At 61.6% G+C, this 25,882-nt stretch carries 25 protein-coding genes; 11 read left to right on the top strand and 14 right to left on the bottom strand.

Annotation, left to right across the window (positions count from 1 at the left end; translation table 11 throughout):
* Positions 1-51: 51 nt before the first annotated feature.
* The 7 genes from D0B32_RS15740 to D0B32_RS15705 all read right to left on the bottom strand — a co-directional run bounded on the left by D0B32_RS15740 (position 52) and on the right by D0B32_RS15705 (position 7,708).
* Positions 52-879, bottom strand: coding sequence for a phosphodiesterase (locus tag D0B32_RS15740; protein WP_117334926.1), 828 nt, complete (start codon positions 877-879; stop codon positions 52-54).
* A gap of 85 nt (positions 880-964) precedes the next feature.
* Positions 965-2,086: an ABC transporter ATP-binding protein gene (locus tag D0B32_RS15735; RefSeq protein ID WP_117334925.1), complete on the bottom strand. Its 1,122-nt coding sequence runs from the start codon at positions 2,084-2,086 to the stop codon at positions 965-967.
* Positions 2,083-2,946, bottom strand: a complete 864-nt coding sequence (locus D0B32_RS15730) for an ABC transporter permease (protein WP_404935555.1) — start codon at positions 2,944-2,946, stop codon at positions 2,083-2,085. Before D0B32_RS15730 ends, D0B32_RS15735 begins: the two co-directional genes overlap by 4 nt.
* Positions 2,946-3,770: an ABC transporter permease gene (locus tag D0B32_RS15725; RefSeq protein ID WP_117334923.1), complete on the bottom strand. Its 825-nt coding sequence runs from the start codon at positions 3,768-3,770 to the stop codon at positions 2,946-2,948. The genes D0B32_RS15730 and D0B32_RS15725 overlap by 1 nt, the downstream gene beginning before the upstream one ends.
* Positions 3,767-4,762, bottom strand: coding sequence for an ABC transporter substrate-binding protein (locus tag D0B32_RS15720; protein ID WP_181969839.1), 996 nt, complete (start codon positions 4,760-4,762; stop codon positions 3,767-3,769). Before D0B32_RS15720 ends, D0B32_RS15725 begins: the two co-directional genes overlap by 4 nt.
* Before the next feature lie 218 nt (positions 4,763-4,980).
* The gene (locus D0B32_RS15715; RefSeq protein WP_117334921.1) at positions 4,981-6,039 is read right to left on the bottom strand and encodes a LacI family DNA-binding transcriptional regulator; all 1,059 of its coding nucleotides are present in this window, start codon (positions 6,037-6,039) and stop codon (positions 4,981-4,983) included.
* A 580-nt stretch (positions 6,040-6,619) separates the two neighbouring features.
* A complete protein-coding gene (locus D0B32_RS15705; RefSeq protein ID WP_117334920.1) occupies positions 6,620-7,708 on the bottom strand; it encodes an AI-2E family transporter in 1,089 nt (362 codons plus the stop codon).
* A 210-nt stretch (positions 7,709-7,918) separates the two neighbouring features.
* On the opposite strand from D0B32_RS15705, the gene D0B32_RS15700 reads away from it, so the two are divergent.
* Entirely contained in the window at positions 7,919-8,719 is an 801-nt protein-coding gene (locus D0B32_RS15700; protein WP_117334919.1) for a prohibitin family protein, read from the top strand.
* 75 nt (positions 8,720-8,794) lie between these two features.
* Here the strand turns inward: D0B32_RS15700 and D0B32_RS15695 are convergent, their stop codons facing one another.
* On the bottom strand, positions 8,795-9,637 hold the full coding sequence (locus tag D0B32_RS15695; RefSeq protein WP_117334918.1) for an enoyl-CoA hydratase/isomerase family protein: 843 nt from the start codon (positions 9,635-9,637) through the stop codon (positions 8,795-8,797).
* Between the two features lie 253 nt (positions 9,638-9,890).
* Between D0B32_RS15695 and D0B32_RS15690 the strand changes: the two genes are divergently transcribed.
* Both D0B32_RS15690 and D0B32_RS15685 read left to right on the top strand, forming a co-directional pair.
* Positions 9,891-10,277 carry an ester cyclase gene (locus tag D0B32_RS15690; protein ID WP_117334917.1) on the top strand — a complete coding sequence of 129 codons (387 nt, stop codon included), beginning with the start codon at positions 9,891-9,893 and terminating at the stop codon, positions 10,275-10,277.
* A gap of 236 nt (positions 10,278-10,513) precedes the next feature.
* Positions 10,514-11,305, top strand: a complete 792-nt coding sequence (locus D0B32_RS15685) for an MHYT domain-containing protein (RefSeq protein ID WP_117334916.1) — start codon at positions 10,514-10,516, stop codon at positions 11,303-11,305.
* Between the two features lie 76 nt (positions 11,306-11,381).
* Here the strand turns inward: D0B32_RS15685 and D0B32_RS15680 are convergent, their stop codons facing one another.
* The 4 genes from D0B32_RS15680 to D0B32_RS15665 all read right to left on the bottom strand — a co-directional run bounded on the left by D0B32_RS15680 (position 11,382) and on the right by D0B32_RS15665 (position 15,430).
* On the bottom strand, positions 11,382-11,831 hold the full coding sequence (locus tag D0B32_RS15680; RefSeq protein WP_181969823.1) for a TerB family tellurite resistance protein: 450 nt from the start codon (positions 11,829-11,831) through the stop codon (positions 11,382-11,384).
* Positions 11,832-12,010: 179 nt separating this feature from the next.
* Complete coding sequence (locus tag D0B32_RS15675) at positions 12,011-12,517, bottom strand: universal stress protein (RefSeq protein ID WP_117334915.1); 507 nt, start codon at positions 12,515-12,517, stop codon at positions 12,011-12,013.
* Positions 12,518-12,709: 192 nt separating this feature from the next.
* Complete coding sequence (locus D0B32_RS15670) at positions 12,710-13,225, bottom strand: carbonic anhydrase (RefSeq protein ID WP_117334914.1); 516 nt, start codon at positions 13,223-13,225, stop codon at positions 12,710-12,712.
* A gap of 441 nt (positions 13,226-13,666) precedes the next feature.
* Positions 13,667-15,430 (bottom strand): tannase/feruloyl esterase family alpha/beta hydrolase, encoded by a 1,764-nt coding sequence (locus tag D0B32_RS15665; protein WP_259295022.1) that lies wholly within the window; start codon positions 15,428-15,430, stop codon positions 13,667-13,669.
* A 328-nt stretch (positions 15,431-15,758) separates the two neighbouring features.
* Between D0B32_RS15665 and D0B32_RS15660 the strand changes: the two genes are divergently transcribed.
* The 3 genes from D0B32_RS15660 to D0B32_RS15650 all read left to right on the top strand — a co-directional run bounded on the left by D0B32_RS15660 (position 15,759) and on the right by D0B32_RS15650 (position 17,313).
* Positions 15,759-16,073, top strand: coding sequence for a DUF4148 domain-containing protein (locus D0B32_RS15660; protein ID WP_117334913.1), 315 nt, complete (start codon positions 15,759-15,761; stop codon positions 16,071-16,073).
* A 190-nt stretch (positions 16,074-16,263) separates the two neighbouring features.
* Positions 16,264-16,566: a hypothetical protein gene (locus D0B32_RS15655; protein ID WP_259295021.1), complete on the top strand. Its 303-nt coding sequence runs from the start codon at positions 16,264-16,266 to the stop codon at positions 16,564-16,566.
* A 468-nt stretch (positions 16,567-17,034) separates the two neighbouring features.
* Complete coding sequence (locus D0B32_RS15650; RefSeq protein WP_117334912.1) at positions 17,035-17,313, top strand: hypothetical protein; 279 nt, start codon at positions 17,035-17,037, stop codon at positions 17,311-17,313.
* Positions 17,314-17,383: 70 nt separating this feature from the next.
* On the opposite strand, the gene D0B32_RS15645 is transcribed toward D0B32_RS15650, so the two are convergent.
* A complete protein-coding gene (locus D0B32_RS15645) occupies positions 17,384-18,220 on the bottom strand; it encodes an AraC family transcriptional regulator (protein WP_117334911.1) in 837 nt (278 codons plus the stop codon).
* Positions 18,221-18,464: 244 nt separating this feature from the next.
* Here D0B32_RS15645 and D0B32_RS15635 point away from each other — a divergent pair, with 244 nt between their 5' ends.
* The 4 genes from D0B32_RS15635 to D0B32_RS15620 are packed head-to-tail and all read left to right on the top strand — an operon-like array spanning position 18,465 to position 23,610.
* Positions 18,465-19,733 carry a sugar ABC transporter substrate-binding protein gene (locus D0B32_RS15635; RefSeq protein WP_117334909.1) on the top strand — a complete coding sequence of 423 codons (1,269 nt, stop codon included), beginning with the start codon at positions 18,465-18,467 and terminating at the stop codon, positions 19,731-19,733.
* Positions 19,734-19,744: 11 nt separating this feature from the next.
* Positions 19,745-20,686, top strand: coding sequence for a carbohydrate ABC transporter permease (locus D0B32_RS15630; protein WP_117334908.1), 942 nt, complete (start codon positions 19,745-19,747; stop codon positions 20,684-20,686).
* Positions 20,679-21,620 carry a carbohydrate ABC transporter permease gene (locus tag D0B32_RS15625; protein ID WP_220444940.1) on the top strand — a complete coding sequence of 314 codons (942 nt, stop codon included), beginning with the start codon at positions 20,679-20,681 and terminating at the stop codon, positions 21,618-21,620. The genes D0B32_RS15630 and D0B32_RS15625 overlap by 8 nt, the downstream gene beginning before the upstream one ends.
* 13 nt (positions 21,621-21,633) lie before the next feature.
* The gene (locus D0B32_RS15620) at positions 21,634-23,610 is read left to right on the top strand and encodes a glycoside hydrolase family 127 protein (RefSeq protein ID WP_117334906.1); all 1,977 of its coding nucleotides are present in this window, start codon (positions 21,634-21,636) and stop codon (positions 23,608-23,610) included.
* On the opposite strand, the gene D0B32_RS15615 is transcribed toward D0B32_RS15620, so the two are convergent.
* Positions 23,595-24,497 (bottom strand): LysR family transcriptional regulator, encoded by a 903-nt coding sequence (locus tag D0B32_RS15615; protein ID WP_117334905.1) that lies wholly within the window; start codon positions 24,495-24,497, stop codon positions 23,595-23,597. The two genes, D0B32_RS15620 and D0B32_RS15615, sit on opposite strands and share 16 nt — an antisense overlap.
* Before the next feature lie 156 nt (positions 24,498-24,653).
* Between D0B32_RS15615 and D0B32_RS15610 the strand changes: the two genes are divergently transcribed.
* The gene (locus D0B32_RS15610; RefSeq protein WP_117334904.1) at positions 24,654-25,859 is read left to right on the top strand and encodes a YbfB/YjiJ family MFS transporter; all 1,206 of its coding nucleotides are present in this window, start codon (positions 24,654-24,656) and stop codon (positions 25,857-25,859) included.
* The last annotated feature ends 23 nt before the right edge of the window (positions 25,860-25,882 follow it).

The following is a 25,882-nucleotide window of genomic DNA, read 5'->3' as shown; positions in this document are numbered from 1 at the left end:
GTGCGCCTTGACGGCCCAGACGCGCGCCACCTTCCTCAGCGATATACAGTCTCAGTCGATCAACTCACCTTCGGGCTCGTAGAACGGATACGGGCCGGGCGCCGCATCGACATAAGCGTGATGCGTCACGAGACCGGAGGCCGGCTCGTAGCGATGCAACGCAAACGCCGGCGGCTCCATGACGAAGCCCGACGGCGCGTCTCCGCGCAGATCGAGCGCCACCTGATGCGCGGGTGACGGCACGGCCGAGGCGAGCGTGCCACCAAAGCGCACGAACATCGAACGATGCACATGGCCGCAGATCACCCGCTCGACGTTTGGATGACGCGCTACCAGCGCGGCCAGCTTCTGCGTCGCGTCCCGGTCGAGCCGGATGTTGTCCATGTGCCCAATGCCACAATCGAAGGGGGGATGATGCAATGCGATGATCACCGGCTTGTCCTGTGCCGCCGCCAGTTGCGCTTCCAGCCACGCCAGCCGCGTGTCGCAGAGCGTGCCGCCGCTTTCGCCGGGCACCATTGAATCGAGCGCCAGCAGACGCACCGGTCCGATATCCGCCGCGTACTGGACGAACTCGCCGCCTTCACGCAATTCGGGCCGGTCGCTGAACGCTTCGCGCAATGCGGAGCGCGCGTCGTGATTGCCGACCAGCAGGTAATACGGAATCTGCAGCGGCGCCAGCAGCGTTTGCAGGTGCGCGTACTGTTCGGGGTCGCCCTGGTCGACGAGGTCGCCGGTCATCACCACGGCGTCCGGGCGCGGGTTCAGCGCGTTGAGCGCGGCGATACAGCGCGCCAGCGCGGCGCCGGTGTCGACGCGCCGGTAGGCCAGGCTGCCGGGGCGCTTGATGTGCAGGTCACTGATCTGGGCTAGCAACATGGTGAGTGTCCTTGTAATGCGCAAAAAGGGGCGCAGAAAGGGGTACAGGTGTGACAGGTGTTAGAGAGAAAGCCGACGCTCGGTATCACGATAGCGCAATCAGGGCGTGGGGTGCGATGGAAATACCGACCGCCGTGCCGCGTGCGAGTTCGACGCGCCCGGCAACGTCGACGAGCAGGGCGTCGGGTGCCGCGCCGTGGATCGTCAGACGGGTACGCTCGCCGAGAAATGCGGCCGCCGCGACGGTGCCACGTAACTGGGCGTTGGCCGGATCGACGAGAGACGCGTCTTCGGGCCGGAAAAACAGCTCGCCGGGGCCTGCTGGAAATGTGGCTGGCGATGTGGCTTGCGATGCGGCTGACAACGCATCGGCGCCCTGGATCTCGCGTGCATCGCCTTCATCCGACACGCGCCGCGTGAGCGGGACCGTGCCGCCCGTCGTGGTCAGCACACCATCGCGCTGCTCGCCTGCCAGCCGGTTGATCGTGCCGACGAACTGCGCGACTGTGCGGTTGGCCGGCTGGTAGTAAATCTCGCGCGGCGTGCCGATCTGCTCGATGCGTCCCGCGCTCATCACGACAATGCGGTCACCGAGTTCCATCGCCTCGGCCTGGTCGTGCGTGACGTAGACCGTGGTGATGCCGAGTCCGCGCAGCAGCGCATTCATCTCGCTGCGCAGCGTGTCGCGTAAGCGCGCGTCGAGCGCGGTAAGCGGTTCATCCAGCAGCAGCACGCGCGGTTGCATCGCGAGTGCGCGGGCCAGTGCAACGCGTTGCCGTTGACCGCCCGAGAGTTGATCGACGGGTTGGTCGGCTTGCGCGGTGAGCCGCATCATGGCGAGCAGTTCGTCGACGCGTTGCCGCGCCACGTCTTTCGCGACGCGTTTGATTCTCAGCGCGTAGCCGATGTTGCCGCGCACCGTCAGGTTCGGAAATAGCGCATAGCTCTGGAACACCATACCCACCTGGCGACGCTCGATGGGCAGCGCGGTCACGTCGTCATCACCGAAGGCAATACGTCCACCCGCATCCGGCGTTTCGAGTCCGGCGATCATCCGTAACGTCGTGGTCTTGCCGCAACCGGAAGGCCCGAGCAGCACCAGCGTTTCACCGGCGCCAATGCGCAGATCGAGGGGTTCGAGCGCACGTGTGCCACGAAAAGTCTTGCCGCATTGAGCGAGCGTGATGGAGACAGGGGCGAGTTTCATGGTGTATCGGTGAGACGCTCGAGACGGACGCCTCGTGATAAAGCGGCGCGGCGACGCTTCGCACTGGCGCTGCGCTGACCGGTGACATCGACGCCGAGCCATTGCATGGCGACGAGTAGCGGCATGGTCATGATGAAAAAGAGGATCGTGTACGCGCTGCCGATCTCGATGCGCAACGACGCGTAGGTGTCGGCGAGACCCACCGGCAAGGTCTTCATCTCGGGCGTGTGCAACATCCACGTCAGGTTGAACTCACCGATGGAAAGCGTCACCACTGCCAGCGCGCCCGCCACGATGCCAGGGCGTGCGTTGGGCAGCACGATGGTGACGAAGCGCTGCATGAAGCTCGCGCCGAGGCTCGCGGCACCTTCTTCCAGCGTACGCAGATCGGCGCTCGCGCAGACGGCCGCCACCGCGCGCACCATGAAGGGCAGCGTGAACACCACATGCCCGGCCACGATGAAAGCCACACTCATGCGAAAGCGCGTGAAGCCGCCGTACACCGCCAGCAATGCCAGCGCCGAGGCGAGCCCCGGCAGCGCGATGGGCAGCACCAGCAGCTCTTCGATCAGGCGCGCGAGACGCGTCTTGCTGCGCGCCAGCACATACCCCGCGGGTACGCCGGTGAGCAACGTGACGACGAGCGTCGCCAGCGCGATTTCGAGCGAGAGCCAGACCGACGCGTGATACTGCGTCCACACTTCGATCAGCCAGCGCAGCGTGAGGCCGCTCGCGACGCCCTTGAAATAGTTGACGGTGAGGCCCGCAAGTATCGACATTGCCACCGGCACGATCAGGAAGGCGCACAGCAACAGGGTCACGAGCCACTGACCGGCGGCGAGCAGGGTACGCGTCGACACTATGCGCTCGCCGCCACGGCGGAACCCGTCATGCTGCGCGCGAGTGCCAGCACCAGCCACGTGACGAGACCCAGCACGATGGACAGGCCCGCCGCCGTCACCATGTTCGCGTTCAGCGTGAACTCGGTGTAGATGGTCATGGGCAGCACGTCGATATCGGTGGCGAGCGTGAAAGCGGTGCCGAATGCGCCCATCGCGGTCGCAAAGCACACCGCTCCGGCGGCGATCAGGCCAGGTGCGAGGGCCGGCAAGATCACGTCGCGCATGATCTGCCATGGTGACGCGCCTAGCGAGCGCGCCGCCTCTTCGAGCGCAGCATCGAGTTGCGTGGCCGAGGCCATCACCGTGACGATCACGCGAGGAATCGAGAAGTAGAGGTAGCCGAGAAAGAGGCCCGCCATCGAATAGGCAAACACCCAGCGCTCCCCGGTGAGCTTGAGCGACAGCACGCCGATCAAGCCCTGGCGTCCCGCCAGCATGATCACCATGAAGCCGACCACCACGCCCGGAAACGCCAGCGGAAAAGTCAGCAGCGCAAGCAACGTGCGCTTGCCGGCAAACTCACGGCGCGCGAGCAGCAGGCCGGCGATTACGGAAAACACCAGCGTGGTGGCCGTCACCGCGGCGGACAGCAACACGGTGGCGGCGAGGCTCGTCATGTAACGCGGGTTGGTGAGCAGGGCGCGATACGTCGCGAACGCGTGACCGTCGCCGCTCAGTTGCGCAAGCGCGCTGATGGGCAGCAGCCAGAAGGCGAGAAAGACAGCGAGCGCGGGCGCCAGCAGCACGATGCGCCAGCGCAGCGGAAACGTGACGTCGTTCAATGCATCACCTGCAAATACTGTTGACCGAAGCTCTGCTGCTTGTCGGCCATCCTGCCGAAATCGACCGGTTTGGCGCGGGCGTAGTCGCTCGCGGGAAGGAATTTCGCGGCAATGGCGGGGTCCATCTGGACGCTACGCACGGGACGCAAATACGCTGCGGCCCACAACTGCTGACCTTCATCGGAGAGCACGAAATCCAGCACCTTCTTCCCGTTTGCTTCGTGTGGCGCGCCCATCACGAGACTCATCACGTAGGGCACCGAGATCGTGCCTTCGCGCGGAATCACGAATTCGACGTTGGCCTGGTCTTTGTACTTCGCGCGGTATGCGTCGAAGTCGTAGTCGAGCAGAATCGGAATTTCGCCGGACAGCACGCGTGCATAAGCGGTCTGCTTCGGCACGATGGGCGCGTTGGCCTTGAGCTTGCGGAACCAGTCGAGGCCCGGCTGAAAGTTATCGAAGCTGCCACCTAGCGCCTGATTCACCGCCACCGCGCCCGCATAGCCAACGAACGCGCTCGATGGATCGAGGTAGCCAATCATCCCCTTGTATTCGGGCTTCAGCAGATCGGCCCACGAGCGCGGCACCGGCTTGCCTTCGAGCGCGTCCTTGTTGACGAAAAAGCCCAGCGTGCCCGAGTGGATGGCGAACCAGTAACCCTGCGGGTCTTTCAGATTGGCGGGAATGTCGTTCCAGTGCGCGGGTTTGTACGGCTGGATCACGCCTTTGTCTTTGGCCTGGAATGCGGACGAGACGCCGAGATACACCACGTCTGCTACCGGGCTCTTTTGTTCGGCCATCAACTGGGCAATCGACTGGCCCGAGTTCTTGTTGTCGAACGGCATGCGGATGCCGGTCTTCTGCTGGATCGCCTTGATCTGGCTGGCCCAGTCGGCCCATTCGGGCGGGCAGTTGTAGCAGATTGCGGTTTCGTCGGCGTAGGCGGTGTTCAACGTGAGCAGGCTTATGACGCCGGCCAGCAGTACCGACATACAAAGCGCACCCACACGTCCACGTTGCAGCGGCTTGCGCCAGACGGAACCGCACCGGAAGAGGCGGTGAATCACAACAGGTCTCCTTGGGAATGCTGAGCAATGCGCGGCGCGCGGGCCGCCGATGCTTCTATTTGGCAACGCATGGGTTCTATGCGGGGATCGTTCCTGCGGATGTAGGCCAACGTTCTGCGAGTCTCGTGTGAATCCGGCGAATCTCAGGCGAAGGGCTGCAGGGCGCGCACGCGCGGCGCATCGCTGGCATTCGGAATTGCGGCAATGGTCGCACCTTCGCGCAGCGAATGCGGCAGCGTCAGCGCGAGCGTGGCGAGTGAAGCGTCACTGAAACTGCGCTCGATGCGCGCCAGCAAACGCCGCCATGCCGCGCAGCCAATCTCACGATTCGGCGCGCAAATGCTGGCGAGCGGCGGTTGCAGCAGTTCGCCCATAGCGAGACCGTCGAAGCCGAGAATCGACATGTCGAGGGGAATCTGCAAGCGGGCGCGCCGCAGTCCACGCATCACGATCATGGCCAGCAGATCGTTGCTGCAAAAGAGGGCGGTGGGACGGTTCGGACCACTGATCAGATGCGCGAGGACCGCAGGCTCCAGTTCTTCGCTATTGAAATCTATTTCAAGCGCAGGCGCGGGAACGAGGCCGGCCTGCTGCATGGCCTGGGCGTAACCGAGGTGGCGCTGGCGGGCGCGATCGGAGGCGGCCAGCGTACCGGCCAGCATCAGGATACGGCGGTGGCCGTGCGCGATCAGCATGCGTACGCCGTCATAGGCAGCGAGACGGTTGTCCACCGAGACCGACGGGCGGCGCACCGTATCGTTGTGCGTGAGCACGTAGAGCAGACCGGCGCGGTCCAGTTCGTCGAGCAGCGGGTGCGTGTCGGCGTCGGCCACGGTCAGGATCATGCCTTCCACGCGATGCTCGCGCAGCGTTTCGATCGCATAGCGCTCGCGCTCGGCGTTGTACTGGGTGGTCATCAGCATCAGGCGATAACCGTGCGCGCTCGCCAGATCGTCGATGCCTTGCAGGCTTTCGGCGAACACCGGATTGGCGATGGTGGGCAGCACCACGCCGATCAGGCGCGTGCGCTCGCCGCGCAACTGACGCCCGAATACGCTGGGGCGGAAGTCGAGCGCGTCGATGGATTGGCGGACCTTCTCGAGGGTGGCCGGATTGACGGTATGCGGCGCATTGATCGCGCGCGATACCGTCGCAATCGAGAAGCCTGCGTGTGCCGCGACATCCTTGATGGTGGGAGTCATCGCCGTGATTTTCACCGGGTGTGTAAACGTTTTCGTCGAACGGATTATCGACACGCTTTGTGACTGCCCGATGACGCCATTAAGGCCGGGATGGGCGGGGCTGCAGCCAGGGTGTGGCGGCATGCGGGCCCGCTCTGGGCGGGTTTGGAGCCGCTCCGCGACAATGGTAGAATCGCGTCCGCCCTGCCGGGGTGATGAAATTGGTAAACATAGCGGACTTAAAAAATTGAGTGCCCGACCGGAAACGGTTGGTGCAGAACCCCTCAAATTCGGTGAAACCCCTGATCGCGTCAGCCGGTCGAGGCAACGCCGAGCCAAGCCTGCCGTCGCATGACTGCGAGGGTGCGGAAGGTGTAGAGACTAGACGGGGGGCGCCTAAGGCGGAGCGCGCAGCGCACCGCGATGGCGAAGGCATAGTCCAGCGCACGAACGGAAATGCCGCCCGGTATTTCCGGCGTCGAAAGACGTGGTGTGAAGAAAATCCGCCGCTTAACAGCTTGCCGGTTCGAGTCCGGTCCCCGGCACCACGAGCGCGTTTCGATCGTTCATGTCGTTCCTGCGCGCCGCCTTTGCCTGGCGTTCACTCTTCCGCTGTGCCCGAATCCGCGTCGTCGTTGGCCGAGACCTCTTCGTCCTGCGTGTATAGATCCCACGATGCCATGAACAGCGCAGCGATCAGCGGTCCAATGACAAAGCCATTAATGCCGAAGATGGCCATGCCGCCCAGCGTGGAGAGCAGCACGCACCAGTCAGGCATCTTGACATCCTTGCCCACCAGAATGGGCCTCAGAATATTGTCGACCAACCCGATCACCACCACGCAAAAGACAATCAGAATCACGCCTTTCCAGATATCGCCCGTCAACAGAAAATAAGCGGCGGCGGGGGCCCAAACCAGAGCCGCGCCGATCGCGGGCAACAGCGAGAGGAAAGCCATCAGGGCACCCCACAAAAGCGCCCCCTTGATACCCAGCAACATGAAAATCACCCCGCCGAGAAAACCCTGCACGGCGGCGACGGCGATATTACCCTTCACGGTTGCCCGTACCACAGTGGTGAACTTCGCGATGAGATGCTGCTTGTGAAGCGTATCGAGCGGGAGTGCGCGCCGTATGCGTCCGCCGATCTCCGGCCCATCGCGCAGCAGGAAAAAGACCAGATAAAGCATGACCCCGAAGCTGATGACGAAGTCGAACGTGTTTTGCCCAATGCTCAACGCCTGCGCGCCAACGAACTGACTGATCGTTGCGGCGCCGTCGGTCAAGCGCTTCTGGATGCCTGCCACATCGGTCAGGCCGAAGCGTTCGAGCAGAGTCTGAACCGTGGACGGCAGTGCATGGATCGCTTTCTGGAAGTAGGTGGTCATATCGGGCTGCGCCGACTTGATCTCCGCATACGCCAGGCCGATTTCCTGAACCATCGTTGCCGCGATGAACGACAGCGGGAGAATGACGATAACGATGGTCCCGCCGAGGGTGAGCAACGCAGCGAGATTTCGCCTGCGCCCAAATCTCGCCGCGAGGTAGCGCTGCATGGGCTGGAACAGGATGGCGAGAATGGTGCCCCAGAACACTGCACCAAAAAACGGCAGCAGGATCCAGCCAAGTGCAACACTGACGATGGCGAGCAGCAGATGGAATACTCTTTGATGAAACGTGGTTCCGGACATGATCGCCTTTGCTGTTTGACCCGTATCGGTTCTATGACCTGAGACCGAATTCAGTTACGAGTTGCAATCTTAGCAATTGACGTTCCTGAGGCTGTTGTTATTGAAGCTCAGAGAGCATGCACGCGCACCCGCCGCGCTTGCCTGGCGGTATATTTAGCGGGGCGCCTCGCCAGGGGCAACTTTCCGGGTTAATAAAAAAGGCTGATACAAATGAAACTTGGCAACAAGAATACGGGGTTAGTGGCGGTCGCTTTAGCCGTTGTGTTGTTGGCATTCAGTTCGATCCATGTCGTTCCTGCCGGGCATCGCGGCGTGGTCAAGCTGTTCGGAGACGTTCAGGATCAGCCGCTTCCCGAGGGCCTGCACATTCTTAACCCGCTGGCGCGAGTGGTGGACTTCAATGTCCGCTTTCAGAGCGCGACCGCGCAAAATGCCGAAGGCGGGACTGCCGATCTTCAGGAGGTGTTCGAAGACATCACGCTGAATTATGAATATGATCCTGCCCACGCGCCTTACGTCTATAACAACTTCGGCGACGATCAGGACATAGAAGCGAAATTCATCGTGCCCGCGCTGTACGAATCCTTTAAGGCGGTGACTTCGCAATACACCGCCGAGCAACTGGTCACGCAACGCGCCAAAGTCTCGACGGACATCGTTCAGAAACTGCAGGCCAAGCTAAGCAAGTACCGCATCATCGTGTCGGACATCAACGTGCAAAACTTCCACTTCGACCCGCAGTTCGCCGCCGCCGTGCGTCAGAAGGTCGTGGCTGGACAGAATCGCTTGACCGCGGAGCAGAATCTGGAAACGGCCAGGGTCTCGACCGAGCAAAGAATCGTTGAAGCAGAAGGGCAGGCGAAGGCGATTGCGATTCAGGCGCAGGCCATCCAGCAGCAGGGCGGCACGGAATACGTCGCCCTCGAAGCGGTGAAAAAGTGGGACGGCCATCTGCCGCAGCAGTGGTCGGGCGCGGCGATCCCGTTCGTCAATCTCGCGACGCAGAAATAAGACCGCTGCGCGTGGCGAGAAACAGACAATCTCGTCGCGCTTTCGCGCAGCGGCACTCGGAGCACCGCGCAACGGTCAATCAGCCTGATTGACCTTGCCGGTGTATCTGGGCAAGTTGATTTCCACGTCGGGATTTTGTTGCAGTCCGAGTTCCATCAATTTCGTCACCGCGCGTTGTGCCGCCGGACGCTGCACGGAAGTGATGAACGAAGCCCACTCGGCGGCGACCTCCTCGTTGGACGGCAACGTGGAGGTGTTGACCATGCGCTTGATATCGGCAAGGGAGGTTTTGTCGAAGCTTGCGATGCGCCGCGCTAAGGTGTCCACGAACTCGCCCAGTTCGGCATCCGGCACGGCGCGATTCACGTAACCATAGCGCTCGGCAAGCTCGCCGGGGAAGTCGTTACCGCCCAGCATCACTTCCAGCGCCCGTCCCCGGCCGATCAGGCGCGGCAAGCGCACCATCGGGCCACCGCCTGGCGTAAAGCCTCCGCCAATCTCGAACTGCGACAGCACGGCTTTTTCCCGGCTGGCAAAGCGCATGTCGCACGCAAGGGCGAGTTCGCTGCCCACGCCACTGGCCCGCCCGCGAATTTCAGCAATCGTCACCACGGAAGAGCGGGTCAGGCGCACGAAAATATCCGGCAAAGGCGGCAGGCCTGTCGTGCCTGGCGCCATAGACGTGGTGGTTTCGAGCGGCGGAATGAAGTCGAAATGCGTCTGGAAAAATCCGGGTACGGCGCTGTCGAATACCACCACCTTAAGCGTCGCGTCTTTCTCCATTTCGGTGACGACGCGATCGAGCATCGGAATGGACTGGGGTCCGAAGATGTTGAAGGGCGGGTGGTCGATGGTGACGCGCCAGTATGCCTCGCTGACACGCGTGATGCTGAACTCCTGCTTGTCGTCCGACGTCATCGTACGTTCTCCGAATGAAAGACTGCGACGCCTCGACGGGAGCGGAATTTTAATGCCGGATTTTGCTCCCGTCGGGCCAACGGCTCCCCAGGAAGAATCTAGGATCAACGGCCCGCTGCGCCAAGCCCCTGTCACGGACAAACAGCTTTGCCTGCGCGGAAAGGACTGATGCGTGGGTGTGTTGCGCGGTTCGACACATCAGGCGAGATCGTCCACAATCCACTCACTGTCTCAGGCCCGGAGGACGATTACGATGGATAACGCCAATCTCGCCGATATCTACCGCGGCTACCTTGCCTGTCTGAACAGGCAGGACTGGGCAAGCCTCGGTACCTTCGTGGGCGACACGGTCGAATACAACGGGCAACGGATCGGCCTGTCGGGTTATCGCGCGATGCTCGAAAAGGATTTCCGTGAGATTCCGGATCTGCGCTTCGAAATCGCCATTCTGGTCTGCGAGCCGCCGCGCGTCGCGAGCCGCCTGAATTTCGACTGCACGCCGGTGGGGATATTTCTTGGGCTGCCCGTGCATGGAAAGCGCATCAGTTTCACCGAGAACGTCTTCTACGAATTCCACGAGGCGCGGATTCAGCGCGTGTGGTCGGTCATCGACAAAGCCGCCATCGAGCGTCAACTGTAGTGCCCTGCGCCTCACGGTGACGGCGCCACGCTAAAAACGCAACGTATCAATTCGCTTGCTGCAAAAGCCAACCTGCTTTACCTTATCGCAGACGAAAGTCAGCGATGGCATGGATTCAGAATACATTTAAAAGCGCACAGGCCGTGCGAACATGAGAGAGCAGTCCTTCCTGGGCGGAGACACCCTGCGAAGCTGGCTAACACCATTAAACGAGCTTTTCAAAAAGCCGCCCATCTATGCAAAGTAATTACAACTTCGGCTTGGTTGCCGTTTCCCTTATCGTGGCAACGCTCGCCTCGTTCACGGCAATCGACCTCGCTGACCGGCTCTCCATCCTGACGTATGCACGCACGCGGCACCTGTGGCTCGCCAGCGGCGCCTTGGCAATGGGCGTGGGCATCTGGTCGATGCACTTTATCGGCATGCTGTCGTTCTCTTTGAGCATTCCGCTCGGCTACGATTTCGCCATTACCTTTTATTCGCTCGGTATTGCCGTGCTCGTATCGTGGTTCGCCTTGCATATCGTGACGCGGGAGCGTCTGAAGCTGCCCTGGTTGCTGGCCGGTGGCGTGCTGATGGGCTTCGGCATTGCCGGCATGCATTACATGGGCATGGCCGCCATGCTGATGCGCCCGGCGATCCGCTACGAACCCGGTCTCGTGGTGGCGTCCATTCTGGTTGCCATCGTTGCTTCCACGGCGGCGCTATGGCTTGCGCACACCTTGCGCGGCGCGCATCAGAGCCACGTGATGCCCAAGCGCATCGGAGCTGCCTGTGTGATGGGCGTGGCTATCGTCGGGATGCACTACACGGGCATGGCTGCGGCCAGTTTCCCGCGCGGGTCGATCTGCGGCGCAGCGAACAGCATCAGTCCGCAATGGCTCGCTGGCGCGGTGGTGTTGTTCGCGCTTGCCATTCTCACCGGGACGCTGCTGCTTTCCCGCCTCGACGCGAGAGTCGCGTTTCTCGCCAATTCCGTTGCGCGCTTGAACGATCAGATTGATCGCGCGCGGCGTCCTTCGCATTGAGCGTCTGACGCATGCCTCGTGCTCCGATTCTGCGAGTGAGCGAGGCATGCGCGTAACGTGCGTTTGACAGGCCCGTTCAGAGCTGACGATTCTGAAACACGCGCGCGCGGCCACCACTCTCTGCGGTGGCATCGGAGCGCACCGGCAGTTTCCACGCTTCGCGCAGCAGTCGCAGGAAATCGGCTTCACGGTCGCAATGATTGCGATCCGCGTTGACCGCTTCATTGCACAGGTCGAGAATGTCGCGCCGCAACTGCCGGTCCTGCACATCGGCCGCCAGCCAGGCGAGCGTCTCGGGATCGACATGACACACATCGTTCCAGCTCAGATACCCGCAATGCGTCAGGTCTTCATAAAGCGTTCGCACGATAGCGAGCAGGCGATGCCGGTTCAATAACAGACGTCTTTCCATGCCGCAGCGATCGAGGGTTTCGAGTTCGATGAGGCTGATGTGTCCGTCGGTCAGCAGACAAGCCGCAAGAATTCGACCGGCGGCGTCAGGGCTGTTGGTGGGATAGTGACGCATTTGCTACTCCTTACTAGATTGACAGCAATGGGCCAGTTGGGGAGCGTTGAAATGGCCCGTGAATCAAGGTGACAGTTTTTTTGTGAAGCGCAATTCAAATAACTAAGGATGCCGAAGCGGTTAAGAGAGTTTGCGGACCCAAACCCGCAACCCAAACCGCGCGCAGCAACGTTTCGGATTTATCGTGCCCCGGCCGCCGGTGTACCCGCGAACCGTCCTGCGGCACGGCGAGTTGGGCTCACACCGAGCTGGCTGGAGACAACCTGGATAGGCGTGTCCGTATGACGCCGCACCTGGGCGGCGACGTTTTCGCTAAAGAAGTTCCACCAGTTTGCGTTGCGCTCGCCGAGCAGAATGAGGTCGACGTCCGAGCTATCGGCAGCAGCGGCAATCGCCCGGCCCACCGAACATCCCGATAACGGCAGCGTCACCATGCGGGTCTCCGCAAGCTGCGCGTGACTGTCCAGCACATTGGCCATGCGCGAGACCATGTGGCGCCCGTTGGCTTCCATCGCTTCGACGACGAGCCCGACGTCGTACTCGATTGGCCACATCAAACAGGGCGACGAGTCGACGACGTGCAGTGCGAGAATGCTTGCATCATGCTTTCGGGCGATTTCCACGGCCGATCCCAATACCGTATTGATCGAGCCTGCACTCACTGCGACGAGAATCCTGGAGAACATTCTGGTTGCCTCTTCAGTAATGGGACGGTGGATCACGGCACTAGGGCGCTCGTGATCCGTGGCCGTATCATCACGCGGCAGAATGAGAGGAAAATTAGCGCCCCTCGCTGCGTGAGCGAAGGGCGAGGGGGTCAAAGGCGATGGGGGCGCGGCGAAGCGCGACGGGAGAGGGGGGGAGCGAGACCTACGCGATCAACTGGCAACCGTTTCCGCGCTCACCTCGGTCAGTTTGCCGGTTGCAAGGTTCAGCACGAAGCCGCGAATGGTGATATTCGCGGGCACCCACGGATGAGTCCGCAGCTTCAACATCTGCTTGCGGGTGGCGTCGTTGACGTCGGTATAGAAATGAAACACGGCGGGCGTCACGGCCAGTTTGCCGGTGCGTTCTTGCAGATGCTTTTCGAAACTCAGGTCTGTGAACATCTCCATGCCACATCCCGTGTGGCCAACAATCATGATTTCAGTCACGCCCAGCACGTGAATCGAGAACATCAGCGAGCGCACCACGTCTTCGGTCACGACGGTGCCAACATTGCGAATGAGGTCCGCGTCCGCCGGTTTGATGTCGAGGCGCTCGAGAAGCTGGTTCATGCGCGGGTCCATGCAGGTGATGATGGCGACCTTGGGCGCCGGTTTTCCCGCTAGCGAGGGATCGTGATTCTTTTCGCTGGCTTGACTCGAAGCGATTGCATGTTCGATCAGACTCATCTGGATTCTCCATCTGTGCGCCGGGCGATCGAGATGTTCGATTGCGTGTCAGCGCGGTTGTTCGGCACTCATTGAAAACGCGCCACTAACATGAGGCCGAGATTGGGCTAGCGTCGTGCATCGAGCCGCTTGCAAGGCAACGCGCGGCGACACGAGAAGACACGAGACCGCATGACACGGCGCGCGACGATCAACGGCAGCGCGTGTCAGGTGGGTTGGCAGATGGATTTGATTCTGGACGCGTTTGCACGCGAAAACAGCAAGGCGCGGGGCAATTCAATTGTTCTCTTCGGTCAACCGTCGCGGCTTAGGTTTTACGTGGTTGCATTCGCGAGCGCGATGCGACATCTGGCGCGGCCGGTCGGCTCGCAACTTCGCGAGAGCCGACCGGCCATACCCGAGGTGCTAATGCGCAGGTATTGCGCGCTCATTGCAGACAACTCATTGCACACACGTAAACGACGCCGCATTGTCCACATCTCCAGCACCGTTATAGCTCGGCCACGCAGGGTATTGGCAGAGCGGACGCGTGCGCCCCGGCACGCCGGCCGTGTCGGTGACGATCTGATGCACTGGCGGCGCGCCGTGCTCCACCCAGTTTTCCAGCGCGGTCAGCGAGTCCCATGAGGCGTTGAACTCGGTGCCGATTGCGTGCTGCATCCCCGGAATCTCATAGAAACGCGCGAACGACGCCACCGCGCCAAAGCCCATCGTGAACAACATGCGCTGATAGTAGATCTCGGTAGCGCGCGTGCTGACGGTCTGGTCCACCGTGCCATGCGCCATCAGCAGTTTGCCGCCGTGCCGCATGAAGGGCGTGAGGTTCGCGTCGGTGGCATCGAGCCCTGACAGCATGCTGACGCGTCCCGACCATCGGCCGGCAAGCGCCGGATTGAACGTCAGCGAGTCGAAGTTCGGATTGTCCATCACGGTATAGCGGACAAACTGATCGCTGATCTGTCCGTCGAACATGGCGGTGCTTTGCAGCGGATACGACGGCTGCGTCGTGCCGAGCGCGAGCGACGTGACCGTGCCTTCGAGCGGCGAATCGCTGCCCACGCCGAGATCGGCGCCGTAGATGTTGTAACCCGGATAAAATGTTTCGCCGCTTTCGAGCGGATAGCCAAACACGAGCGGCGAGTTCATTGTATTGAGCGCCTCGATCTGCTGGTCAGACAGGCACGTGTCACCGTGCGCGACACCGCGCGGGCAACGCAAAGGCGTGCCGTCGACGCGGGCCGTGAACGGATTGAAGGTCGCATTACACGCCTGCACGTTACTGATCAATCCATCCACGACGCCATCGAGACCATCGCACGCCTGCATCACCGCTTTCAGGAGCAACGCGCGCTGCGCCGTATCGAGGTAAGCGCCGGGCGCGGCGAAGCCTTCGGTTGCGCGCAACTGCTGCAGGCTAAGCGTCGTGAAATCGTACGCGGGATAAAAGGCGATGATGCCGTCCCAGTCCTGCGGCCAGCGCTGCGCGACCGTCAACGCCTCACGTCCGCCCGTCGAACCGCCGGCGAAATACGCCTTCTCGGGATGCGCGCCGTAGTGCGCCCGGATGATCACGAGCGCGGCGTCATGCGTTTTCTTGAGCGCCTCGCCCATGAAGTTGTCGTACGCCTCGGCATTGACGGAGAACGCGCCGTTCACTGAGCCGTTGCTTGCTTCGTGACCGGAGTCGCTGGCGAACACCGCGTAGCCGCGCGAGAGCGGCCCCGGCAGATTTGCCGGCGCACTCGGTACGTTGCCCGTCACGGCAGGAATCGAACCGTCGAAGCCACCGCCGCCCAGCATCAGGATCTTGTCGTTCCACTGGTCCGGCAACGCGAGATTGAACAGGATGTCTGGCGCGGACGGATCGACCGGATGAATGGCGCCGACCACGAGGCAGTACGAACCCGTTGCGGTTGCGCCGCTGCCGCTTGCCGCGATCTGCGTAGTCGACGTGACGGCGGCGCCGGTGGTAGGCAGGCCGATTTCGTGAGCCGCGATGGTCAAGCCATTCAGTTGCGAACAGTTCAGCTTGGGCGGCGGAGGCGGCGGCTTGTGCGGTTTGCACGCTTCGCCTCGACATGGACCTCCCGCGGGGTCCGCAGACGCGCCGCCGCTCGACAGCGCGCACAGCATCAACACACAGAATGCACCCAGCCACGACAGCATGCGCCCACACGCATGCCACAGCCTGCTGCTCGAGTTCATCGCCTCGTCTCCTTGCATGGGGCCTGGAGACGGCGTCGAACGCTGCGGCATCAGCCCCTATGTCGCAACGCGCCAATGACCCTCGTGTCGTCCGGGTCAGTTCGGCCGCCGATTCTGTACATCATAGTCATTGATGCGAGCAGTACAGCCCCAATCGCGTTTTGCGTAGCGCGGTGGCAGCAATGGCTTACTAAAGGGTTAACCCGAATTTCACAACAGTCCCTTCACGACAAAGGTATTAATCTTAAGTGTGCATTTACCTAGACTCTAGTCACTGAATTACGAACAGGGTTGTTCGTAGCAGGACAAACAAGTCTGGAGGTTAATCATGAAATCCCTTATTCAAGCCGTGGTTATTGCTGCCGCCTTTGCTGCTCCCGCTGCTGTATTTGCCCAGTCGAATCCGAATCAGCCCGCCACGCGCGCAGAAGTGCGTGCGCAACTCGTACAGCTCGAGCAAACCGGCTGGCGCCCGGGCGATGGCGACAACACCAGCTATCCGGCGCAGGTGCAGGCCGCTGAAGCGAAGGTCTCGGCAGAGAATGGCGCCACGGGCGTAGGCGGCGTGGCCAATGGTTCGTCGCAAATGGGACGGCCGGCCGTATCGAAAGCGGATTGGGCCGCCATGTACAACCGCCCGTAATGCGGTCATTTGCGCAAACCGGATGCCGCGCGCATCCGGTTATTGCGCAAATCTGAAACAAGCAATTTCGTAATATCGTCTGTTTGATTGTTGCTCACGTCATAAACTGATTCAGTAGGCGCTTCAAATGTGTTTCCACGGCATTTGATTGCGCTTTTCTGAACCGATGTGCCAATGTCTGGGAGCCGCCATGAAAACCCGCTATCTCGCCGCTTTAGTCGCAGCCGTATCGGCTGTTGCAGTCAGCCCCGCGTTTGCCAGCAATTACGGGCCAGCGCCATTCTTTAATCCAACCGTGGGTGCACCGGCTTCGGAGCAAGGGCAAAATGAGCAAACCATTGCTGCTGAACGGGCCGAGCAGCAGGACAACAGTGCATACGGCGGCGTGAGCAGTACTGCATCGGAGTCGGGTGGTTATCGTGCTTCGTATGTAGCACCCTCGCAGGCTGCTGAACCGAATGCGCGTGCAAATGGCGTCGATAACGGTCATTAGGATCGTCATCGAAGCTGGCTATGCATTCGATAGCCGCACGTTTGTCATGCCGTATGCGCTTGTTACACCGCTTATTCCACCGTTTGTTGGCCCGTTAAAGCGCACGTCCAGCACCACCGGCTTCACTGCAACGCGAAGCATCTCTTATCCGCGCGGATGTCATCTCTCGATGGCACCCGTTGCGGATACTTCAAATCCCTTCCAGTAGCGCCGCCAGCCGTCCCCTCACGGCTAACGGTCTGCATTTCTATTGTTCCCCTGCGCTAACAGTGTGTTGCCGATTCGCTAATGCTCTTTTTCGGCCGGCAAAATACAATACGCTGTGCTTCGGCACCTGCAAATGCCGGAAGTACCGAAGGGCTCGACGTGGCGGACGATTACGCTGATCAATGAAGTGCGAACTTATTGGCAGACGTCTCGCTTCAGGCGGCCCCAGTCATCACACCATTCTGATCTCGACCGACAAGAATGCGGATAACCCTGGCGATACTTTGTCTGGCCGCGCTGGCCGGATGCGCGACGGCTTCAGACGTCACTTCCACACAGTCCGGACACCTGGCCGTGACGGCGCGTGGCAACCTCAATTCGGAATTCGTCTCATGGACCAGCGTTAGAAACACCGCGCTGGACCAGGCGAAGGCCTACTGCGCGGCCCAAGGCAAGCAGGCGAGGCCGGTCGATACCTCCACCGACGGCATGATGCGCATAACGAGTGACCACGTCACGGTGGTGTTCGACTGCGAATGAGCGCAGGCGTCACCGCAGGCATATCCATAGCATTCCTAACATCGAAGCGGCTGCCTGTTCAGACGCAACTTCAGGCCGTATTCACATGGACCCGAACGTGCAGCCGTCGGAACGCATTCGGCGTCATGCCCTTGCTTCGTTTGAATAATCGCCGGAAATAGCCGCTGTCGTCGAAGCCGCACGCATACGCTACCTGCGCGATGCTCAGCCGGTCTTCCGCAAGCAGAATGGCGGCATGCAGCATGCGCCGTTCGTGTACGGCGTCCGTCAGCGTGCGTCCGAAGGTGGCGCGATACACCCGTCCCAGATAGTCGGCATTGCAGTCGAGATGCGCAGCGATCTCCGACGCGCTGATCGACTCATGAAAGTGCGTGCGAATCCATTGATCGGCGCTTGCCGCGAGTTGCTGCGGGGCGCCGTCGGCGGCTTTGACCGCGACCCGCGAACGCTTGAGTTCCCACAGCATGAGCAGGATGGTCAGGCTATCCGGTAGCGGCTGCACGCCGTAGATCTGCTGATCGTTCAGGAGGCGCTGGAAGATACCGGACAGATGATCGGCCCGCTCGACACTGGCATGCTGCGGAATTTCCAGCAGCACCTCGGCGGCCGAACCGCGCTGCGGGCCATCGGGCAACGTGAAGTGCACCCAGTAGAACTTGAGGTCCGGTGCAAATGGCGAGGTGCCGCCATGCAAGCGGCCGGGCCACAGCAACAGCGTCTCCCCCGCATTGACCTCGAAGTGCCGCCCGTCTTCATGCAGATGGAGAGCGCCTTGCCGCACGTAGATCAGCTCGTACGACTGGATGGTTCGCGAGGGATGCACGCCCACGCCGCGCGAGACAAACAAGCCGCCGTTGCTTGCTTCGAGACCCAGTGGAAATGCCAGATGCAGTGCGGATTCGGTCATGGCGCAAAAAGTCGGAATTAGCCTGTTTTACTGCGCTTTCTTCATCTTGCGAGTGTCGGTTGGGCGTGTCAAGCTTTCCGCACCTGGCGCGCGCGGGAGTGCGAAAAGCCTCGACGCGGCACGCCAAGGTAGAAAAAAGCACATTTCTCAGCAGCTTCAGATGCGCGTTCCGCGCCTCGCGTGGTCCGCCCTCACAGTCCGGAAAGGGACGCAGGACGTGCATCGGCTATAGGAGGAGACACCTATGATTCGTTGCAACCAATGGCTGCGTCTAGGGGCATGTGCAACCGTGCTCGCCGGCTCGCTTGTCACCCCGCTTGCCATCCCTTACGCACACGCCGACGATGGCCTTTCGTTCTGGGTGCGCGCGTCGGACTCGGGCTTCGTGACTCCCGTCGTCACCGCATGGAACGCGAGTCATCCCACCAAGGTCAACCTCACCATCATTCCGAATGACGATTTCGTGACCAAGTTCGGCACGGCTGCGGCAGGCGGTGCCGCGCCCGACGTCATTGCGATTGATCTCATCTACGTGCCCGAATTCGCGCACGACAAGCAATTGACCGACATCACCGATGAGGCCAAAAAGCTGCCGTTCTACCAAAGCCTGAGCCCGTCACACATGCGACTCGGCACCTATGAGGGCAAGCAATACGCGCTGCCCTTCAGCGCCGAAAGTTCGATGCTGCTGTACAACAAGACCCTCTTCAAACGCGCCGGGCTGAATCCCGACCAGCCGCCCAAAACCTGGGCGGAACTCGAAGCGGACGCGAAGAAGATCACAGCGCTTGGCGGCGGCGTCAAAGGTTTCTATTTCTCTGGCGCGTGCGGCAGTTGCAACATCTTCACGCTGACGCCGTATGTGTGGGCCTCGGGTGGCGATGTGCTGTCCGCTGACGGCAAGACCGCGACGCTCAAGAATCCCGCGCTTGAAGGCACGCTCGCCATGTATCGCCGCATGTGGGAAGCGGGCGAGATTCCCGCGAGCGCCAAGACCGACAGCGGCGTGAACTTCATCAACGCCTTCGAGACCGGCAAGGTGGGCATGGCAGGCACGGGCGCGTTTTCGATTGGCTTGCTGAAGAAGAGTCACCCTGAAATTGATTTCGGCCTCGCGTATCTGCCTGGACAAAACGGCGGCTGGGCGAGCTTTGCGGGCGGCGATGTGATCGCGATTCCAATCGGCTCGCAGCACAAGAAAGACGCGATGGAATTCATCAAGTGGTGTCTCGGCGAACAGGTGCAGGTGGATCAGTTTGCGAAAAACGGCAGCATTCCGGTGCGCGTCGATCTGGCGAACAACGCCTATAGCAAGCTCGATAGCCGCTATCTGACCGCGGCCACCGCGATGAGCCAGGGCAAGACCCCGTATAGCGTCAAGTTCAATCAGTTGATCAACGATCCCAACGGCCCCTGGGCCGCGATGATTCAGGAGGCTGTGTTCGGCAAGGGCGTGGATGTGGCCGTGGCGAATGCGCAGGAGCGCTTCACGCAGATCCTGAACACACAATAGGACGCACCATCATGGATGTCCTTGGCGAATCCATCGCAGACGATGCTGCTCTTGCGCCGCAGGTGCGTCGCAGGAAGCCGCGCGGCGGGATAGGGCGGCAGGGCGCGGGCTACTGGTTCGTGCTGCCTTGTCTCGCGTTCACGGCGGTGTTTTTTCTGCTGCCGCTGGCCATGACGATCGGCATGTCGTTCTATCAGTGGCCGCTAATGGGCGTGCCGTCGTTCAACGGCTTGAAGAATTATTTCGACCTGCTGCATGACGAGTCGTTCTGGGGCGCGCTCTGGTTCACCACCAAATACACCTTGCTCGTCACGCCCGCCATCTTCGTCGTGGCGTTCGCGCTTGCGTTGCTGGTGCGGCGCGCGAGCCGTTTCGTGGGCATCTTCAGGACGGCGTTTTTTCTGCCCGTCGTAATTGGCTTGACGACGGCGAGTCTGCTATGGGTGTGGCTGTTCAACGATCAGGTGGGCATTTTCAGCGCGATCCTGATGCAACTGGGGATTGTCGATGAACCGGTTCAGTGGCTGGGCGACACCAATTCCGCGCTGGCATCGCTGATCGTGATGGTGGTGTGGAAGGCATGCGGCTTCACGATGGTGATTCTGCTGGTCGGCATGCAGGCCATTCCGCAAGACCTCTATGAAGCGGCGCGCATCGACGGCGCACGCTGGTGGGCCCAACAGCGTTTCATCACCATCCCCATGATGCGGCGCACCTTCGCGCTTGCGTTGATCATGGCGGTGATCGGCTCGTACCTCGCGTTCGAGCAGTTCTACGTGATGACCAAAGGTGGGCCGATGAACAGCACGATCACGGTGGTCCACTGGATCTACCGCGCGTCCTTCACCTACTTCAAGCTGGGCTACGGCGCAGCCATGTCGGTGGTGCTGCTGATCGTGCTGCTCGTGTTGAGCGTCATTCAGATGGTTCTTCTGCGAGACGACGATGAGTAACCGATCCCGCTCCGCCGACAGCAGTTTCGCGCCCATGACCTCCGATCCGCTCGCCTCGAAGTTCGATGCGTTGCGTTATTCGGAACGCGCGGCGCGCCTCAAGGCCAGACTCTCCGTGGCGCTGTATTACCTCGTATGCAGTGTGCTCACGCTGGCGTTTCTGTTTCCGATCGCCTGGTCCGCGTTCACCTCGTTCTATTCCCCGGCCGACGCCAGCGCATCGCCGCCCAAATGGATGCCGTCGCATCTGTCGTTTGAGAACTATCAGAACCTCGCGGGGTACGGCGCGGGGATCTGGCGCTATCTCGGCAACAGTACGTCCGTGGCGATGATGACGGTAGCGATGACGCTGGTGCTGGCCACCTTCGGCGGCTACGGTTTTTCGCGCTTCCGCTTTCCGGGGCGCAACGTGATCTTCGTCGTGATTCTCGCCACGCTGATGATCCCCTTCCAGTCCATTCTCAATCCGCTTTTCGTGCTGCTGCGCTGGATGCATCTGCAGGGCACGCTGTTCGGCCTGGCGCTCGTCTACACGACTTTCCAGTTGCCGTTTGCGGTCTTCATGATGCGCAATTCGTTCGACGCCGTGCCGCGCGAGATCGAGGACGCTTCGTTGATCGACGGCTGCAATTCGTTGCAGTCGCTGCGCATGATCATGGTGCCGCTCGTGTTGCCGGGCATCGTGACAGCAGGTCTTTTTGCTTTCTTTGGTTCGTGGAATGAACTGCTCGCGGCGCTGATTCTGCTGGGCGACGCAAAGAACTACACCTTGCCCGTGATGCTCCTCAATGCGCAGAGCGGTCAGCTCGGTGCCGTGGATTGGGGGCTGATGCAAGCCGGCATCACGATTTCCATTTTGCCGTGCGCGATTCTTTTTCTGCTTTTGCAGCGCTTTTATATAAACGGTCTGATCGCAGGCGCGGTCAAGGCATAACCCCAGGGACACCATGAACGACACAAGAGCCTTGCGGCAACCCGTAGTGGTGGACGCCGCGTCGACCCGCTATGCGCGCATCAAACCGGTGCCGGTCACGGCGGTCGATCTGCGCGGCGATTTCTGGGGCGCGCGCTTTGCCACCAATAGCGAACGCACGCTGCCAAGCCAGTGGGATCTGCTCGAAAGCACCGGGCGGCTCAATAACTTCCGGCGCGTGTTCGGTGCGTACGATGGCCCGCACGAAGGGCTCTTTTTCAACGACACCGATCTGTACAAATGGCTCGAAGCGGCGTCGTGGGTGGTGGCACGTGGGCCAAACGCCGAACTCGAAAAACGCCTCGATGAAGGCATTACGCTGATCGAACGTGCCCAGGGTGATGACGGCTATATCGACACGTATTTCAGTCTCGAACGCGCAGGCGAGCGCTGGACCAATCTGCGTGACCTGCATGAACTGTATTGCGCGGGCCATCTGATTCAGGCGGCGGTGGCGCATCATCGCGCGACCGGTCAGCGGCGTTTGCTGAATGTGGCGGTACGGGTGGCCGATTTACTGTGCGAGCGTTTCGGTCCGAAGTCGGAAGGGAAGGTCGAGGATATCGACGGGCACGAAGAAGTCGAAATGGCGCTCATCGAACTGGCGCGGGAGACCGGCAACGAGCGCTATCTTGCGCTGGCGCGTTTCTTTATCGGCGCACGCGGCCACGGCCTGCTCGCGGGCGGCCGCTTCGGTGACGCGTACTTCCAGGACGATGTGCCGTTCGCGCAGATGGAAAACCTGGCGGGGCACGCGGTCCGCGCGTTGTACATGGCGTGCGGGATCACCGATCTTTATCTGGAGACCGGTGAGGCCGACTTGCTGTCGCGCCTCGAAACGCTGTGGAGCCGTTTGACCGCGCAACGGATGTATATCACCGGCGGAGTCGGCTCGCGTCACGACGGCGAGGCAATTGGTGCGGACTACGAATTACCGAACGCGCAGGCCTACACAGAGACGTGTGCGGCTATCGGCAGCATGATGTGGTGTCACCGGCTGCTCGCGGCCACCGGTAACGCGCGTTACGCCGACCTGTTCGAATGGACGCTGTACAACGGCATGCTGCCGGGCTGGTCGCTCGACGGGCAGGCGTACTACTACGTGAATCCGCTGGAAGACGATGGAGGGCACCGCCGGCAACCCTGGTATTACTGTGCGTGCTGTCCGCCGAACGTGGCGCGTACCGTCGCCTCGCTGCCCGGCTACGTCTACGGCACGGATGCGGACTCGATCTACGTGCAGTTGTATATGGAGAGCGATGCGAGCATCGACCTCAATGGACAGACGGTGCAGTTGCACCAGAGGACGCGTTATCCGTGGGACGGCGTGGTCGAGATCGGTGTCGATGCAGAGGCGCAATTCGCGCTGAAGTTGCGCATTCCTGGCTGGGTGGACGGAGCGGCAGGGCACACTGCTGCGTCTCCGCAAACGGCTGCTGCGGTCACGGTGACTGTGAACGGCGAAAAAATTGACACAGCTCCAGACACCACGTCGAACACTCAGGGCTATGTCACGATCCGTCGCACATGGAAAGCCGGCGACACGGTTCGACTCGAACTGCCCATGACGACACGTGTCTGGCAAAGCCATCCCAAGGTCGCTGAAAACCGTGGGCGGGTTGCGCTGAGTCGCGGGCCGGTGCTGTACTGTGTCGAGCGCGCCGATATGCCCGGTGTCGATCTGGACGAATTGTTCGTCGATCCGCAGAGTGTGGCCGCGGAATGGCGCGAGGCTCAGCTTGGCGGCGTGGTCGTGTTGAAGGGCGAGGCGCAACGGCGCGCAATCGAGGCGGACTGGTCGAGCGCGTTGTACCGGCCATTCAACCAGAGCGCGTCGACAACAGACGCGACGCAGCACAACGCGGCCACGTTTGTTGCCATCCCGTACTTCGCCTGGCACAACCGCGCCAGCGGACCGATGAAGGTGTGGCTGAACTACCGGGGCGAGTGAAGTTGGCGCGGCGGCTGCGCGCCATCCAGCAGCAGGTCGCGCAATGCATTGAGCGCGGCTGAGAAATGTCCTTTGCGCCAGACGAGGAGGGTATCCACCCGTGACAGTTCGCCGAGTGGATGCAGATCGACTTCGCCGTCGAGCCCCGCCAGTTCGAGCACCGAGCGCGGCGCTACCGCGACGCCCGCACCTGCCGCCACGCAGGCGACGATCGCGTGATACGAACTGAGTTCGAGCACACGCGTGGGCCGGATGCCCTGCTGTTCATACCAGCGCATGGCGTATGAACGGTAGGCGCAGCCCGCCTCGAAGGCGATCAGCGTGAGCCCCGCGACGTCGTGCGCCGTCGTCACCGGCGCCTGTCCACGCGGCGTGCACAGCACCAGTTCCTCGGTAAACACCGGCACGGACTCGAACAGCCCGGCGTGCAATGCGTCGGGCTCGATGGGCCGTGCAATCAACGCGGCGTCGAATTCGAAGCTGCGTACGCCGTCGAAGAGCGTGCGCGTCACGCCGGTGGCCAGTTCGAGCGTGACCTGCGGCCAGCGCTGATGGTAAATCGCCAGCAGACGCGGCAGGCGGCTCGCGGCGGTGCTCTCCATCGTACCAAGTCGCAGACGACCCTGCGGATGATCTTCAACAAGCGCGTGGCGCGCCTCGTCGGCCAGCGCCAGCAGGCGTTCGGCATAGGGCAGCAGGGTCTCGCCCGCGGGCGTCAGCACGAGGCGGCGGCCGTCGCGGATAAACAGGTCCACGCCCAAGGTTTCTTCCAGCTGACGAATACGCGTCGTCACATTGGACTGCACCCGGTTGAGCTTGGCAGCCGCCCGCGTCACGCCGTTCTCGCGTACGACAGCCCGAAAAATGGTCAATGCCGACAAATCCATGATCTCTTCCTGAGATGTATCACATCTGCATTATTCATTTTTAAAGATGCGTGGGTCAAGCTAGGATCAGGATATTGGCGCTTTGGCTGCCATCGCTTTGCCTGTCTCTTTGCTTGCCACTTTGTCTGCCGCCGTCACCGCTACGATTTCCCGCTCATGGTTCCCTTAGCCCGCACTTCCTCGATTTCTGGCCGTCCCGCGCAGCACGCCGCCTTCGCGTGCGCCGTGGCGCTTGCGGTGGCGCTCGGCGTGGGGCGATTCGCCTTCACGCCGCTGCTGCCATTGATGCTGAAAGGCGGCGCGCTGGATATCCGTCACGGCGGCTGGCTCGCGTCCGCCAACTACGCGGGTTATCTGGTGGGGGCGTTGTCGTGCGGCGCGCTCCGCTTCGATCATGCGCGCGTGGTGCGGTTTGGGTTGGCGGCAACCGTGGCGCTGACACTCGCCATGGGCGTGGTGGATCTCTACTGGATGTGGGCCGCCATTCGCTTTGCGGCGGGCGTGGTCAGCGCGTGGGCATTCGTGTTTGCCTCGCAGTGGGGCCTGCGACGTCTCGCCGAACTCGACGCGCACAGTCTCGCCGGGATGATCTATGCCGGTCCCGGCGTGGGCATCATCGCGACGGGTTTGCTGGGCGCTGCCGCTGCCGCGCACGACGTGGCAGCGCCGTTCGTGTGGATCGGCTTCGCGTTGTGCTCAGCGGTTGCGGTGGTGTTCGTGTGGAACAATTTCGCTCACGAGTTGCCGGCCGTGCGCGGGCGCGCCCAACTGGCCGAACCCACCGCGACCGCGTCGACGCGCACCAATGCGGCCTGGCTCATTGGTCTTTATAGCCTCGCGGGATTCGGCTACATCATCACCGCGACTTTCCTGCCGGTGATTGCGCGTGAGGCTTTACCGGGGTCGCCGTGGCCTGATCTGTTCTGGCCTGTCTTCGGACTGGCGCTGATGGTGGGCGCACTGGTGGGGGCACGGCTGCCGATCACGTGGGATAACCGGCTGCTTCTGGCCGCGTGCTATGTGATCCAGGCGCTCGGCATCCTGCTTGGTATCGTGTTTCCGACCGCGCTCGGCCTTGGACTGGGCAGCATGTTGCTCGGCTTGCCGTTCACCGCCATTACCTTGTTCGCGATGCGCGAGGCGCGCCGGCTGCGCGGTGAATCGGCCGCCGGTTTGATGGGCTATGCCACTGGCGCATACGGATTCGGGCAGATTGCCGGGCCACTAGTCGCTGCGCCGATTGCTGCCCACACGGGTTCGTTTTCCCTCGCGCTGTGGATCGCAGTCGCCGCATTGAGCTTCGGCGCGTTGGCCCTTGCCTGGCTCGGCACGCGCAAGGCGGCTGCTGCCTCGCTCTCCTGAGCCACTTCGAGCAGTGCGGCGTC

This window comes from Paraburkholderia sp. DHOC27, assembly GCF_003429005.1.
Lineage (GTDB): Bacteria > Pseudomonadota > Gammaproteobacteria > Burkholderiales > Burkholderiaceae > Paraburkholderia.
This window is presented reverse-complemented; position numbering and strand designations above follow the sequence as displayed.